This window comes from Pseudomonas sp. B5(2017) (assembly GCF_002112825.1).
GTDB classification, from domain to species: domain Bacteria; phylum Pseudomonadota; class Gammaproteobacteria; order Pseudomonadales; family Pseudomonadaceae; genus Aquipseudomonas; species Aquipseudomonas putida_Z.
In genome coordinates this window covers 447,329-461,342 of sequence record NZ_NEIR01000002.1, presented here as the reverse complement: position 1 = coordinate 461,342, position 14,014 = coordinate 447,329, and the positions used below count along the sequence as shown (strand labels likewise).

Sequence of the window (14,014 nt, the reverse complement as noted above, 5' to 3'; positions counted from 1 at the left end):
TGTTCAGTTTCCTGCGGCGCGACAAATTGCACCGAATTCGTCTGCGTTCAGGGAAGCTCCACCAATGAGCCCCCCATCGATATCCGGCATGCCGAACAGTTCGGCCGCATTGGCCGCCTTCACGCTGCCGCCGTAGAGCAACTGCACCTTCGCAGCCACTTCAGCATCTTCTGCCGCCAGCTGGCCGCGGATGGCTGCATGCACATCCTGGGCCTGCTGTGGCGTGGCCGTAAGGCCAGTGCCAATGGCCCATACAGGCTCATAGGCAATTACTGCATTGGCAAAAGCCTTAACACCGAATGCCTCGATGATACTGCTTAGTTGACGCCCGACAACTTCGAGCGTTTTGCCGGCCTCGCGCTCTTCAAGGGTTTCCCCGATGCAAAGCACTGGCTTCAAACCTTTGGCTTGGGCCGCTGCAAACTTGCGATTGAGCACTTCGTCGGTTTCACCAATGATCTGGCGACGCTCCGAATGACCAATCAACACCAACTTGCAGCCTGCTTCAACCAGCTGTTCCGGAGCAACTTCTCCGGTCAGCGCACCCTGTTCGGGTTGTACTGCAGAATTCTGTGCGCCGACAGTAATTTCCTTGCCTGCCAGGCCATCGATCACTTGATTGATGAACAAGGCCGGTGGAAACACCGCGACTTCCACTCCGCTCGGCAAGGCCAGATTTCTCAAGCCTTCGGTCAGCTCAGCGACGCTAGCGCGGGTACCGTGCATCTTCCAGTTACCAGCTACCATAGGGCGACGCATGCTTTACCTCGTCGGTCAAAGTGGGCGCAGATAGTACCCAACCCTATCTGCGCTGGCAAGCGCCTTCAGACACAAACTTCGCCAACCAGTTTGGCCAACGCTTCTGCGTGCGCACGCACCTGGCTTTCGTCCTCGCCCTCGACCATCACCCGCACCAACGGCTCGGTACCGGATTTGCGCAGCAGCACACGGCCGCGGCCCGCCAAGGCCTCGGTCACCTTGGCACTGGCTTCCTTGACCGCCGGGTGCTCCAGCGGGTCGACCTTGCTGGCGCCATAGCGCACATTGATCAGCACCTGCGGGCACTTGCGCAGGGCCTGACGAGCCTGGGCCAGGGTTTCGCCACGACGTTTGAGTGCCATCAGCACCTGCAGCGCAGCGATTATCGCGTCACCAGTGGTGGTGTGATTGCAGCAAACGACGTGACCGGAGTTTTCACCACCGACCAGCCACTCACGCTCCAGCAGCTCGGCCATGACGTAACGGTCACCGACCTTGGCCCGCACGAACGGGATATCCAGCTCCTTCAGCGCAAGCTCCAGGCCCAGGTTGCTCATCAGCGTGCCCACTACCCCGCCCTGCAGCTTGCCCCGCTCCTGCATGTCGCGGGCGATGATGAACAGCAGTTCGTCACCATCGACGATGGCGCCGGTGTGGTCGACCATCAGCACGCGGTCGCCATCACCGTCGAAGGCGATGCCCAGGTCGGCATGACCGACCAGCACGGCAGCCTGCAGCGATTCGATGTGAGTCGAGCCACAGCCTTCGTTGATGTTCAGGCCGTCGGGCTGTGCATGCAGCACGGTCACGTCGGCACCCAGCTCGCGGAACACGCTTGGCGCGACCTTGTAGGTGGCGCCATGGGCGCAATCGACCACCAGCTTGAGGCCGTCGAAACTGGTGCTGCTCGGCACGCTGCTCTTGCAGAACTCGATGTAGCGGCCGGCGGCATCGTTGATGCGCGAAACCTTGCCCAGCTTGCCCGACTCGACAACGGTCATCGGCTGGTCGAGCAATTCCTCGATCATCAGCTCGACTTCGTCCGGCAGCTTGGTCCCCTGGCCCGAGAAGAACTTGATGCCGTTGTCATCGTGCGGGTTGTGCGAGGCGCTGATGACGATGCCGGCTTCGGCGTGGAAGGTACGCGTCAGGTAGGCGATGGCCGGCGTAGGCATCGGCCCGAGCAGCATCACGTCGGCACCTGCCGCGGACAGGCCGGCTTCGAGTGCGGACTCGAACATGTAGCCGGAAATACGCGTGTCCTTGCCAACCAGCACCCGGCAGTGGCCTTGCTTGCGGAAGGCCATGCCGGCCGCCCAACCAAGCTTCAGCATGAAGTCAGGCGTGATCGGGTATTCGCCGACACGGCCACGAATGCCGTCGGTACCAAAGTATTTTCTGCTCATAGGGACTCCAATGTTCTTATTCGGCGTTTTGCACCGCAGCGATCATGCGCACCACATCAACGGTTTCGGCCACGTCATGGACACGAAGGATGCTCGCCCCCTTGGTCATGGCCAACGCCGCCAGCGCGAGGCTGCCGTACAACCGCTCGCCGACCGGACGTTCCAGCGTCAGGCCGATCATGCTCTTGCGTGAAACACCCACCAGCAGCGGGCGCCCAAGGCGATAGAGCGCTTCCATATGCTTGAACAGGCTCAGGTTGTGCGCCAGTGTCTTGGCGAAACCGAAGCCCGGATCAAGGATGATTCTGTTTGCGTCGATGCCCGCCGCAGCGCAGGCGGCCATTCGCTGCTCAAGGTAACGCGTAACGTCGGCGGTCACATCTTCGTAATGTGGGTCGTCCTGCATGTTACCCGGCTCGCCGCGCATGTGCATGAGGCATACCGGCAGGCCGGTATCCGCGGCAGCGTCCAGGGCGCCATCGCGCTCCAGGGCTCGCACGTCGTTGATCAGCCCGGCACCGAGGCGCGCCGATTCACGCATGACCGCCGGGGTGGAGGTATCGACCGAGATGACCACATCGAGGCGGCTGTTGATCGCCTCGACCATGGGGGCTACCCGCTCCAGCTCCTCGGTCACCGATACCGCGCGCGCGCCCGGACGCGTGGACTCGCCGCCGATATCGATCAGCGTGGCGCCTGCGGCAACCATCGCTTCGGCATGACGCAACGCCTCGTCGCGCTGGTTGAAGCGCCCGCCATCGGAGAAGGAATCAGGGGTGATATTGAGAATACCCATGACATGGGTACGCGACAAATCAAGAACCCGGTTGCCGCAAGGCAACCGGGTCGGGTACTGCGCTGAGCTCATAGATGCCCTTAGTGTTGAGCCGCTGGACCGCCGATCGGCGATTCCGGGCGATCACCCTGGGCTGCAGGCTTGCCCGAAGCCGAGTCATCATCCCAGTCGCGCGGTTCGCGGGGGGTACGGCCGGCCATGATATCGTCAATCTGCTCGGCGTCGATGGTCTCGTACTTCATCAGCGCTTCGGCCATGGCATCGAGCTTGTCACGGTTGTCGGTGAGCAACTGCTTGGCCGTGGCGTAGCACTGGTCGATGATACTGCGCACTTCCGAGTCGATCAGCTTGGCGGTTTCGCCGGAAACGCTGGCGTGCTGGCTGGCAGCACTGCGACCCAGGAACACCTCGCCTTCTTCCTCGGCGTACATCAGCGGGCCGAGTTTTTCGGAAAGGCCCCACTTGGTCACCATGTTTCGGGCGATCTGGCTGGCACGCATGATGTCGTTGGACGCGCCGGTAGTGACACCGTCGAAGCCCAGGGTCATTTCTTCGGCAATACGGCCGCCGTACAGCGAGCAGATCTGGCTGATCAGTGCGCGCTTGGACAGGCTGTAGCGGTCTTCTTCCGGCAGGAACATGGTCACGCCCAGGGCACGACCGCGCGGAATGATCGAAACCTTGTAGACCGGATCGTGCTCAGGCACCAGGCGACCGACAATGGCGTGGCCAGCCTCATGGTAAGCGGTGTTCTGCTTTTCTTTCTCGGACATGACCATGGTCTTGCGCTCGGCGCCCATCATGATCTTGTCCTTGGCCAGCTCGAACTCTTTCATTTCGACTAGGCGCTTGTTGGCGCGCGCGGCAAACAGCGAGGCCTCGTTGACCAGGTTGGCCAGGTCCGCACCGGAGAAGCCAGGGGTACCACGGGCAATGACCGCCGGGTTGACGTTCTCGCCGACCGGCACCTTGCGCATGTGCACCTTGAGGATCTGCTCACGACCACGAATATCCGGCAGGCCAACCACCACCTGGCGGTCGAAGCGGCCGGGGCGCAACAGAGCCGGGTCGAGCACGTCCGGACGGTTGGTAGCGGCGATGACGATGATGCCATCGTTCATTTCGAAGCCGTCCATCTCCACCAGCAACTGGTTGAGGGTTTGCTCACGCTCGTCGTGACCGCCACCCATGCCGGCGCCACGGTGGCGACCAACGGCGTCGATCTCGTCGATGAAGATGATGCACGGGGCGTGCTTCTTGGCCTGCTCGAACATGTCGCGCACACGGCTGGCACCGACACCGACGAACATTTCCACGAAGTCCGAACCGGAAATGGTGAAGAACGGCACCTTCGCCTCGCCGGCGATGGCCTTGGCAAGCAACGTCTTACCGGTACCGGGCGGGCCGACCATCAGCACGCCACGCGGGATACGGCCGCCCAGGCGCTGGAACTTGCCCGGGTCGCGCAGGAACTCGACCAGCTCGCCGACCTCTTCCTTGGCTTCGTCGCAACCTGCAACGTCGGCCAGAGTGGTCTTGACCTGGTCTTCGGACAGCAGGCGCGCCTTGCTCTTGCCGAAGCTCATCGGCCCGCCCTTGCCGCCCGCGCCGCCCTGCATCTGGCGCATGAAGAACATGAACACGGCGATGATCACCAGGATCGGGAAGCTCGCCACCAGCAGCTGGGTCCAGATGCTCTGCTGCTCAGGCTGCTTGCCTTCGACGATGACGTGGTTGTCTACCAGGTCGCCGATCAGGCCGTTGTCGGTAATGGCCGGGCGAACGGTCTTGAAATTGTCGCCGTCGGCGCGCTTGCCGGTAATGATGTAGCCGTCGACGGTCACACGCTCGACCTTGCCATCCTTGACCTGCTGGATGAAGTCGGAATAGTTGAGGGTCTGCGGCTCGTTAGGGCTGGAGAAGTTGTTCATCACTGTCACCAGGACAGCTGCGATGATCAACCACAGGATCAGATTCTTTGCCATGTCGTTCAATTCGCTACCCTCTGAGGTCGGCGCACGACGCAGCCGTTCCTCGCATGATATTCATCGCCCTAACTTACTACATTACCTACGCAGCCGCAGGCACCGTCTGTAACCCTTTGTGAAAGCTAGACTACACGAAGTTCGGACGATCCTGACGCAGCGGCCGATTGGAAATAACTATCGGCCACCACGCTTAACGCCTTTCATGCCCCTTTGAAACCCCTGCCCAGCAGGTACTGCTCGCGGGAACGGTCACGCGACGACGACGGCTTGCGCATCTGTACCTTGTCGAACTTGCTGCGCACGTCTTTGAGGTACACGTCAAAACCTTCGCCCTGGAAAATCTTGATCAGGAAATCGCCGCCGGGCTTCAGCACGCGGGTTGCCAGATCGAGGGCCAGCTCGCAGAGGAACATGGCACGCGGCATGTCCACCGCAGGCGTACCACTCATATTGGGGGCCATGTCGGAAATCACAAGGTCCACGTGCGAATCGCCGACGGCCTCGAGAATGCGCTGCAGCACTTCATCGTGGGTGAAATCGCCCTGGATGAAGGTCACATCAGGGATCGAGTCCATCTCCAGGATGTCGGACGCGATCAGGCGGCCCTGGCCACCAATCAGACGACTGGTCACCTGCGACCAGCCACCAGGAGCCGCGCCGAGGTCGATCACGCTCATGCCTGGGCGGATCAGCCGGTCCTTTTCCTGGATCTCCAGCAATTTGTAGCTCGCACGCGAGCGGTAGCCATCCTTTTGTGCCTGTTTCACAAAAGGATCGTTGAAATGCTCTCGCAGCCAGTTTGCGCTGCTTTTGGAACGTTGTACCACGGGGCACCTCGATGATATGCGTCGTGATTGACTGGGCGGAGCCGGTGGCCCTCGGGTAAAATGCCGGTCAATTTTACAGAATCAGACGGAAAGGGTCAGATTATGCCGCTCAATAACGAGCAGAAGAAGCAATACAAGTCCATTGGTCATGACCTGAAGCCGGTCCTGATCGTTGCTGGCAACGGTTTGAATGAAGGCGTCATCGCCGAACTGGAGCGCGCCCTGGTCGACCATGAGCTGATCAAGGTCGAAATTCGCTCGGAAGACCGCGAAGAGCGGGCCGAGACCATTGCCGAACTGTGCAAGGCCGGCCGTGCCGAGCTGGTGCAGACCATTGGCAAGAAAGCCCTGATCTACCGCAAGAACCCACAGCCGAACAAGCAGCTGTCCAACATCCACCGTTACAAGTAACGGCTGGACGCCCGGATCGGCGGGCTACCTGTAGGAGCGGCCTTGTGTCGCGATGGGCTGCGAAGCAGCCCCCTGCAGTATCTGCGGCAAAGCTGATATCCGGGGGCTGCTTCGCAGCCCATCGCGACACAAGGCCGCTCCTACAAGGACCGCGACAACCCAGGCTAGCGGCGCACCTTGACCGGAACCGGCTGGGCCACCAGCACGATGCCGGAAAAGCCCAGCACCAGGAAACAGAGCAGCTGCCAGCGCTCGCCAACGGAAATACCGTAGCGCAAGGTGTAATACCCCACGCAGGCACCGAAGCCGAGCAACAGCATCTGGCCACGGAACTGCTGCCACCAGGCCGACAGGCCGTCCACCCTTGCCAGCACCGCCAGCTGGGTCAACAAGCCAAGCAGCGCCACACCGATCAACCAGCGGTCGATCTGCCCGGCGATATCCTGCACCAGCAGCGGCGCCAGGCCACTGACCTTGAGCGCGGGCACCAGCCCCACGTGAAACACCCACAAGCCACCAACCCAGAAAACCTGGGCCAGCTGCCAGAGGATCCCCTCGAGGGATGGCGCCCGCAGGCGCCGGTCAGATGTGCTTGACTTCGACAATCTCGTACTCGACCGTCCCGCTAGGCGTCTTGACGACGACAGTATCACCTTCTTCCTTGCCGATGATGGCACGGGCAATCGGCGCACCGCTCGAGAGTTTGCCCTGCTTCACGTCAGCTTCATCCTCGCCGACGATCTGGTAGGTCACCTCTTCATCGGTTTCGGTGTTGGCCAGTACCACGGTAGTACCGAAAATCACCTTGCCGGTGTGGGGGATGGTGGTCACATCGATCACGACCGAGTTCTGCAGACGGCCTTCGATATCGCGGATACGCGCCTCGACCATGCCCTGCTCTTCACGGGCAGCATGGTATTCGGCGTTTTCCTTGAGGTCGCCCAGTTCGCGCGCTTCGCCGATGGCCTGGCTCAGGCGCGGGCGCTCGGTCTTGCTCAGGAACAGGTGCTCCTCTTCCAGGGCGCGAGCGCCCTGGACGGTCATCGGGTACTTGGTAATGCTCATGCTTTCAGTCCTGCATGCAGATCCTGCAGGCGACGAACGGTCTTTTCCGGACCGAATTTCAGCGCCTCGCAGATGGCTTCACCGGCCGCAATGGTAGTGGTGCAGTAAATCTTGTGCTGCAGCGCATTGCGACGAATCGAGTAGGAATCGGCGATCGACTGGCGGCCTTCGGTGGTGTTGATGATCAGCGACACTTCGTCGTTCTTGATCATGTCGACCACGTGCGGACGACCTTCGGTCACCTTGTTCACACGGCGCACTTTCAGGCCAGCCGCTTCGATAACCTTGGCAGTGCCGGCAGTTGCAACCACTTCGAAGCCCAGGGCGATCAGGTCGCGGGCAACGCCAGCCACTTGCGGCTTGTCGTCGTCACGCACGCTGATGAAGGCGGTACCGCCAGTCGGCAGCACTTCGCTGGCCCCCATCTGGGCCTTGGCGAAGGCTTCACCGAAGCTGTCACCGACACCCATGACTTCACCGGTCGATTTCATCTCAGGGCCGAGGATCGGGTCAACCCCCGGGAACTTGGCGAACGGGAAGACGGCTTCCTTGACGCTGTAGAAGTTCGGGATGATTTCCTGGGTGAAGCCCAGCTCTTTGAGGGTTTTGCCGGCCATGACGCGGGCTGCGATCATCGCCAGGGAGGTGCCGATGCACTTGGAGACGAACGGCACGGTACGCGAAGCACGCGGGTTGACTTCGATCACGTAGATCTTGTCGCCCTGCAGGGCCAGCTGCACGTTCATCAGGCCGACCACGCCCAGCTCCAGGGCCATTTTCTTGACCTGTACGCGGACTTCGTCCTGCACTTCCTTGCTCAGCGAGTAAGGTGGCAGCGAGCACGCCGAGTCACCGGAGTGAACGCCGGCCTGCTCGATGTGCTGCATGATCGCGCCGATCACCACGTCGGTGCCGTCGCACACCGCATCCACATCCATCTCGATGGCGCAGTTGAGGAAGTGGTCGAGCAGTACCGGGCTGTCGTTGGACACCTGTACGGCTTCACGCAGGTAGCGCTTGAGCTCGTCCAGTTCGTAGACGATTTCCATGGCACGGCCGCCCAGCACGTAGGACGGGCGCACTACCAGCGGGTAGCCGATGCCGCCAGCGGCGCTGATGGCTTCTTCTTCGCTGCGCACGGTGGCGTTTGGCGGCTGCAGCAGGTTCAGGCGCTGAACCATCTGCTGGAAGCGCTCGCGGTCTTCGGCGCGGTCGATGGCATCCGGGCTGGTACCGATGATCGGTACGCCGGCTTCTTCCAGGGCGCGGGCCAGTTTCAGCGGGGTCTGGCCGCCGTAGTGGACGATCACACCTTTCGGCTTCTCGACGCGGCACACTTCCAGCACGTCTTCCAGGGTCAGCGGCTCGAAGTACAGACGGTCGGAGGTGTCGTAGTCGGTGGAGACGGTTTCCGGGTTGCAGTTGACCATGATGGTCTCGTAACCGTCTTCACGCAGCGCCAGTGCGGCGTGTACGCAGCAGTAGTCGAACTCGATACCCTGGCCGATACGGTTAGGGCCGCCACCCAGGATCATGATCTTGTCGCGGGTCGACGGGTTGGCCTCGCACTCTTCCTCGTAGGTGGAGTACAGGTAGGCGGTGTCGGTGGCGAACTCGGCAGCGCAGGTGTCGACGCGCTTGTACACCGGGAACACTTCCAGCTTGTGGCGGTGACGGCGCAGGTTCTTGTCGGTGATACCCAGCAGCTTGGCCAGGCGCTGGTCGGAGAAGCCCTTGCGCTTGAGGCGCAGCATGTAGTCCTTGTCGATCGACGACAGGGCCAGGGTCTTGACCTTCTCTTCTTCCTTGATCAGGTCTTCCATCTGCACCAGGAACCACATATCGATGCCGGTCAGGTCGAAGATCTGCTCGCAGGTCATGCCGGCACGCATGGCGTCGGCCACGTACCAGATACGCTCGGCGCCCGGTACGGTCAGCTCGCGCTTGAGGATGCTGCTGGCTTCAGGGTTGGCCAGGTCGACTTTCGGGTCGAGGCCGCAGGCGCCGACTTCCAGGCCGCGCAGGGCTTTCTGCAGGGACTCCTGGAAGGTACGGCCGATGGCCATGACTTCACCCACGGACTTCATCTGGGTGGTCAGGCGGGCGTCGGCTTTCGGGAATTTCTCGAAGGCGAAACGCGGCAGCTTGGTGACGACATAGTCGATCGACGGTTCGAAGGACGCCGGGGTGCGGCCGCCGGTGATGTCGTTCTGCAGTTCGTCGAGGGTGTAGCCAACAGCCAGCTTGGCAGCGATCTTGGCGATCGGGAAGCCGGTGGCCTTGGAGGCCAGCGCCGAGGAACGCGAAACGCGCGGGTTCATCTCGATCACGACCATGCGGCCAGTGTTCGGGCAGATACCGAACTGCACGTTGGAACCGCCGGTTTCCACACCGATTTCACGCAGCACCGCCAGCGAGGCGTTGCGCATGATCTGGTATTCCTTGTCGGTCAGGGTCTGTGCCGGGGCAACGGTGATCGAGTCACCGGTGTGCACGCCCATCGGGTCGAAGTTCTCGATCGAGCAGACGATGATGCAGTTGTCCTTCTTGTCGCGGACCACCTCCATCTCGTATTCCTTCCAACCGATCAGCGATTCGTCGATCAGCAGTTCCTTGGTCGGCGACAGGTCCAGGCCACGGGCGCAGATTTCTTCGAATTCTTCACGGTTGTAGGCGATACCACCACCGGTGCCGCCCATGGTGAACGACGGACGGATGATGCACGGGAAGCCCAGGCGCTCGAGGACGGCGTTGGCTTCTTCCATGCTGTGGGCGATACCGGAGCGCGGGCACTCCAGGCCGATGTCCTTCATCGCCTTGTCGAAGCGCGAGCGGTCTTCGGCCTTGTCGATGGTGTCGGCGTTGGCACCGATCATTTCCACGCCGAACTTTTCCAGAACGCCGTGGCGCTCCAGGTCCAGGGCGCAGTTCAGTGCAGTCTGGCCACCCATGGTCGGCAGCAGTGCGTCCGGGCGCTCTTTCTCGATGATCTTGGCCACCGACTGCCACTTGATCGGCTCGATGTAGGTGGCGTCGGCCATGGCCGGGTCGGTCATGATGGTGGCCGGGTTGGAGTTCACCAGGATGACGCGGAAACCTTCCTCGCGCAGGGCCTTACAAGCCTGGGCGCCGGAGTAGTCGAATTCGCAGGCCTGGCCGATCACGATCGGGCCAGCGCCGAGAATCAGGATGCTTTTGATGTCTGTACGTTTTGGCATGGTTGTCACTCAAATCCGGGGTCAGTCGGCAAGCCGCTTTGAACAATCTGGGTCAGGCGCTTCCGGGCGCGGCGCAAGCCGGCCCGGGGCCTTGAAGCAGGATGCTCAGCGGCGCTTGGCCATGGCATCGATGAAACGATCGAACAGTGGCGCGACGTCGGTCGGGCCTGGGCTCGCTTCAGGGTGGCCCTGGAAGCTGAACGCGCTCTTGTCGGTACGCTCGATACCCTGCAGGGTGCCGTCGAACAGCGACTTGTGGATGGCGCGGACGTTGCCCGGCAGGGTGGCCTCGTCAACGGCAAAGCCGTGGTTCTGGCTGGTGATCATGACCACACCGGTGTCCAGGTCCTGGACCGGGTGGTTGGCACCGTGGTGGCCGTGGCCCATTTTCACGGTCTTGGCGCCAGAAGCCAGGGCCAGCAGCTGGTGGCCCAGGCAGATGCCGAATACCGGAATCTCGGTCTCGAGGATGTCCTTGATCGCCTGGATGGCGTAGTCGCACGGCTCGGGGTCGCCAGGGCCGTTGGACAGGAACACGCCGTCCGGGTTGAGTGCCAGCACTTCGCTGGCCGGGGTCTGGGCCGGCACCACGGTCACGCGGCAGCCACGGGCAACCAGCATGCGCAGGATGTTCAACTTGACGCCGTAGTCGAAGGCGACCACGTGGTATGGCAGGTCAGCGGCTTCGATGGTCGGGTGGCTGTCGGTCTTCAGTTCCCACACGCTGGAGCGCCACTCGTAGCGTTCCTTGGTGGAAACGACCTTGGCCAGGTCCATGCCCTTCAGGCCCGGGAAGGCGCGGGCAGCGGCGATGGCGGCTTCTTCGCTGATGTTGTCACCGGCGAGGATGCAACCGTTCTGAGCGCCCTTTTCACGCAGGATTCGGGTCAGGCGACGGGTGTCGATGCCGGCGATGGCGACGACGTTGTTGGCCTTGAGGTACTCAGGCAGCGACTGGGTGTTACGCCAGTTGCTGGCCAGCAGCGGCAGGTCACGAATGACCAGGCCAGCGGACCAGACGCGGTTCGACTCGGCGTCTTCCGGGGTAGTACCGGTGTTGCCGATGTGCGGGTAGGTCAGGGTAACGATTTGCTGCGCGTAGGAAGGGTCTGTAAGGATTTCCTGGTAGCCGGTCATAGCGGTGTTGAATACCACCTCACCAACGGTCTGACCGTCGGCACCGATAGCTTCACCGCGGAAAATACTGCCGTCGGCAAGGGCGAGTATGGCTGGCTTTGTCAAGAAGACCTCCCGTAAATCAAGCATGAAAGGGCGATCGCAGGTTGCAAAAAAGCGGAGTGACGTATGGACACGTCACCCCGCTTTCATGTGCTGAATTCAATTCGCTGCGCGCTTTTAGTGGACACACTAAAGCTGTAGCTTACAGAAAAGTGCCTTTTCGGTCTACCGCGGATGTGTCTCTAAAACACATCAATGCGACAGGCTGACATCGGCGCCGGCTTCTTCGCGGGCAAACCCGCTCCCACAGGTACAGCGTTGCCCTCAGGCATGGCGCTATCCCTGTGGGAGCGGGCAAGCCCGCGAAGAAGCCAACCCCACTCCAACTGCTTAACGCAGCTCGAGCACATCCTGCATGTCATACAGGCCAGGCACACGCCCGTCCAGCCACAGCGCCGCACGCACGGCGCCCTTGGCGAAGGTCATGCGGCTGGAAGCCTTGTGGGTAATCTCGACGCGCTCGCCTTCAGCGGCGAACAGCACGGTATGGTCACCCACCACATCACCGGCACGCACGGTGGCGAAGCCGATGGTCTTACGCTCACGTGCACCGGTCTGCCCTTCACGGCCATACACGGCCACTTCCTGCAGGTTGCGACCCAGCGCCTGGGCAACCACTTCACCCATGCGCAGCGCGGTGCCCGACGGCGCATCGACCTTGTGCCGGTGGTGCGCTTCGAGGATTTCGATATCCACATCGTCACCCAGCACGCGCGCCGCGGTATCCAGCAGCTTCAGGCACAGGTTGACGCCGACACTGAAGTTGGCGGCGAAGACGATAGGGATTTCCTTGCCGGCTTCGGCCAGCTGCTGCTTCTCTTCAGGAGTGAAGCCAGTGGTGCCGATGACCATGGCCTTGCCCGCCTTGCGGCAGAACGCCAGGTTCTTCAGGGTTACCGAAGGGTGGGTGAAGTCGATCAGCACGTCGAACTCATCGACCACCTTGCTCAGGTCGTCGGAAATCGGCACACCAATACGGCCCAGGGCCGCCAGCTCACCAGCATCAGCCCCCACCAGCGAGCTGTCCGGACGGTCGATCGCCGCCGTCAGGCCCGCCTGGGGAGCCTGCTGCTGCACGGCTTCGACGAGGGTCTTGCCCATCCGCCCTGCCGCGCCCATCACTGCAATACGTCGCATAGCCATTTCCTTGTCAGAGATCGCCGAAGAAGCGCTTCACGCCATCGAACCAGCCACTGGCCTTGGGCGAGTGGGAGCTATCGCCTTCCAGCGAATCACGCAGCTCTTCGAGCAACTCGCGCTGGCGGCGGCTGAGGTTGACCGGGGTTTCCACCGCCACGCGGCACAGCAGGTCACCCGCACCACCACCGCGCACCGGGGCAACACCCTTGCCGCGCAGGCGGAACTGCTTGCCGGTCTGGGTACCTTCCGGAATCTTCAGCTTCACCCGACCATCGAGGGTTGGCACTTCCAGCTCGCCACCCAGGGCGGCATCGGTGTAGCTGATCGGCACTTCGCAGTACAGGTGCTTGCCATCACGCTGGAAGATCTCGTGCTCACGCACGTTGATCACCACATACAGGTCGCCAGTCGGGCCTCCATGGGTACCGGCCTCGCCCTCGCCCGACAGGCGGATGCGGTCGCCGGTATCGACACCTGCCGGCACCTTGACCGACAGCGTCTTGTATTCCTCGACACGGCCTTCGCCGTGGCACGAGGTGCAGGGGTCGGTAATGATCTTGCCCTGGCCATGACAGCGCGGGCAGGTCTGCTGTACCGAGAAGAAGCCCTGCTGCATGCGCACCTGGCCGATACCGCCACAAGTCGGGCAGGTGGACGGGGTCGAGCCCTTCTTGGCACCGGAGCCGTCGCAAGGCTGGCAGTTGACCAGGGTGGGCACGCGGATGCTGACCGTGGTGCCACGTACCGCTTCTTCCAGGTTCAGTTCCAGGGTGTAGCGCAGGTCGCTGCCGCGCTGGGCGCCGCCACGCGAGCCACCGCGGCCGCCACCGAAGAAGTCGCTGAACACATCGCCGAAGATGTCGGAGAAGTTGGCACCGCCGAAACCGGCGCCACCGCCACCCATGCTCGGGTCTACACCCGCATGGCCGTATTGGTCGAAGGCCGCACGCTTGCTGGCGTCAGACAGCACTTCGTAGGCCTCGTTGGCCTCCTTGAACTTGTCTTCCGACTCTTTGTCGCCGGGGTTTCGGTCCGGGTGGTACTTCATCGCCAGGCGGCGGTAAGCCTTCTTGAGGTCAGCTTCGCTGGCGCCGCGCTCGACACCCAGTACCTCATAATAATCACGCTTGGACATAGGTCATTTGCACCTTGTTGGGCGTCTGGC

General features: G+C 62.0%; 12 protein-coding genes. 1 reads left to right on the top strand and 11 read right to left on the bottom strand.

The features are described 5' to 3' along the window. Positions 1-3: 3 nt before the first annotated feature. From tpiA to rlmE, 5 genes are all read right to left on the bottom strand, one after another. On the bottom strand, positions 4-759 hold the full coding sequence (tpiA, locus tag CAG00_RS04825; protein ID WP_025340701.1) for a triose-phosphate isomerase: 756 nt from the start codon (positions 757-759) through the stop codon (positions 4-6). A gap of 65 nt (positions 760-824) precedes the next feature. After that, positions 825-2,165: a phosphoglucosamine mutase gene (gene glmM, locus CAG00_RS04820; RefSeq protein WP_085591700.1), complete on the bottom strand. Its 1,341-nt coding sequence runs from the start codon at positions 2,163-2,165 to the stop codon at positions 825-827. Positions 2,166-2,181: 16 nt separating this feature from the next. Further along, positions 2,182-3,033 carry a dihydropteroate synthase gene (gene folP, locus CAG00_RS04815; protein WP_075046426.1) on the bottom strand — a complete coding sequence of 284 codons (852 nt, stop codon included), beginning with the start codon at positions 3,031-3,033 and terminating at the stop codon, positions 2,182-2,184. Between the two features lie 8 nt (positions 3,034-3,041). After that, positions 3,042-4,946, bottom strand: coding sequence for an ATP-dependent zinc metalloprotease FtsH (ftsH, locus tag CAG00_RS04810; RefSeq protein WP_025340704.1), 1,905 nt, complete (start codon positions 4,944-4,946; stop codon positions 3,042-3,044). 203 nt (positions 4,947-5,149) lie between these two features. Further along, positions 5,150-5,776, bottom strand: a complete 627-nt coding sequence (gene rlmE / locus CAG00_RS04805) for a 23S rRNA (uridine(2552)-2'-O)-methyltransferase RlmE (protein ID WP_025340705.1) — start codon at positions 5,774-5,776, stop codon at positions 5,150-5,152. 102 nt (positions 5,777-5,878) lie between these two features. Between rlmE and yhbY the strand changes: the two genes are divergently transcribed. After that, positions 5,879-6,187 carry a ribosome assembly RNA-binding protein YhbY gene (gene yhbY / locus CAG00_RS04800; protein WP_003249945.1) on the top strand — a complete coding sequence of 103 codons (309 nt, stop codon included), beginning with the start codon at positions 5,879-5,881 and terminating at the stop codon, positions 6,185-6,187. Positions 6,188-6,351: 164 nt separating this feature from the next. Here the strand turns inward: yhbY and CAG00_RS04795 are convergent, their stop codons facing one another. The 6 genes from CAG00_RS04795 to dnaJ form a co-directional block, all read right to left on the bottom strand. Further along, positions 6,352-6,792 (bottom strand): hypothetical protein, encoded by a 441-nt coding sequence (locus tag CAG00_RS04795; RefSeq protein ID WP_049798463.1) that lies wholly within the window; start codon positions 6,790-6,792, stop codon positions 6,352-6,354. Further along, the gene (greA, locus tag CAG00_RS04790; protein ID WP_024717413.1) at positions 6,770-7,246 is read right to left on the bottom strand and encodes a transcription elongation factor GreA; all 477 of its coding nucleotides are present in this window, start codon (positions 7,244-7,246) and stop codon (positions 6,770-6,772) included. Before greA ends, CAG00_RS04795 begins: the two co-directional genes overlap by 23 nt. A gap of 2 nt (positions 7,247-7,248) precedes the next feature. Next, positions 7,249-10,470: a carbamoyl-phosphate synthase large subunit gene (gene carB / locus CAG00_RS04785; RefSeq protein WP_015271865.1), complete on the bottom strand. Its 3,222-nt coding sequence runs from the start codon at positions 10,468-10,470 to the stop codon at positions 7,249-7,251. A 105-nt stretch (positions 10,471-10,575) separates the two neighbouring features. After that, positions 10,576-11,712 carry a glutamine-hydrolyzing carbamoyl-phosphate synthase small subunit gene (gene carA, locus CAG00_RS04780; protein WP_025340706.1) on the bottom strand — a complete coding sequence of 379 codons (1,137 nt, stop codon included), beginning with the start codon at positions 11,710-11,712 and terminating at the stop codon, positions 10,576-10,578. A 327-nt stretch (positions 11,713-12,039) separates the two neighbouring features. Beyond that, positions 12,040-12,846 carry a 4-hydroxy-tetrahydrodipicolinate reductase gene (gene dapB, locus CAG00_RS04775; protein WP_085663612.1) on the bottom strand — a complete coding sequence of 269 codons (807 nt, stop codon included), beginning with the start codon at positions 12,844-12,846 and terminating at the stop codon, positions 12,040-12,042. A 13-nt stretch (positions 12,847-12,859) separates the two neighbouring features. Beyond that, on the bottom strand, positions 12,860-13,984 hold the full coding sequence (gene dnaJ / locus CAG00_RS04770; protein ID WP_025340707.1) for a molecular chaperone DnaJ: 1,125 nt from the start codon (positions 13,982-13,984) through the stop codon (positions 12,860-12,862). Positions 13,985-14,014 lie beyond the last annotated feature (30 nt).

What these genes read in the sequence shown, in the direction of transcription:
- tpiA (WP_025340701.1), bottom strand. Translation starts at nt 759, where the DNA reads ATGCGTCGCCCTATGGTAGCTGGTAACTGGAAGATGCACGGTACCCGC.
- glmM (WP_085591700.1), bottom strand. Translation starts at nt 2,165, where the DNA reads ATGAGCAGAAAATACTTTGGTACCGACGGCATTCGTGGCCGTGTCGGC.
- folP (WP_075046426.1), bottom strand. Translation starts at nt 3,033, where the DNA reads ATGAGCTCAGCGCAGTACCCGACCCGGTTGCCTTGCGGCAACCGGGTT.
- ftsH (WP_025340704.1), bottom strand. Translation starts at nt 4,946, where the DNA reads ATGGCAAAGAATCTGATCCTGTGGTTGATCATCGCAGCTGTCCTGGTG.
- yhbY (WP_003249945.1), top strand. Translation starts at nt 5,879, where the DNA reads ATGCCGCTCAATAACGAGCAGAAGAAGCAATACAAGTCCATTGGTCAT.
- carB (WP_015271865.1), bottom strand. Translation starts at nt 10,470, where the DNA reads ATGCCAAAACGTACAGACATCAAAAGCATCCTGATTCTCGGCGCTGGC.
- dapB (WP_085663612.1), bottom strand. Translation starts at nt 12,846, where the DNA reads ATGCGACGTATTGCAGTGATGGGCGCGGCAGGGCGGATGGGCAAGACC.
- dnaJ (WP_025340707.1), bottom strand. Translation starts at nt 13,984, where the DNA reads ATGTCCAAGCGTGATTATTATGAGGTACTGGGTGTCGAGCGCGGCGCC.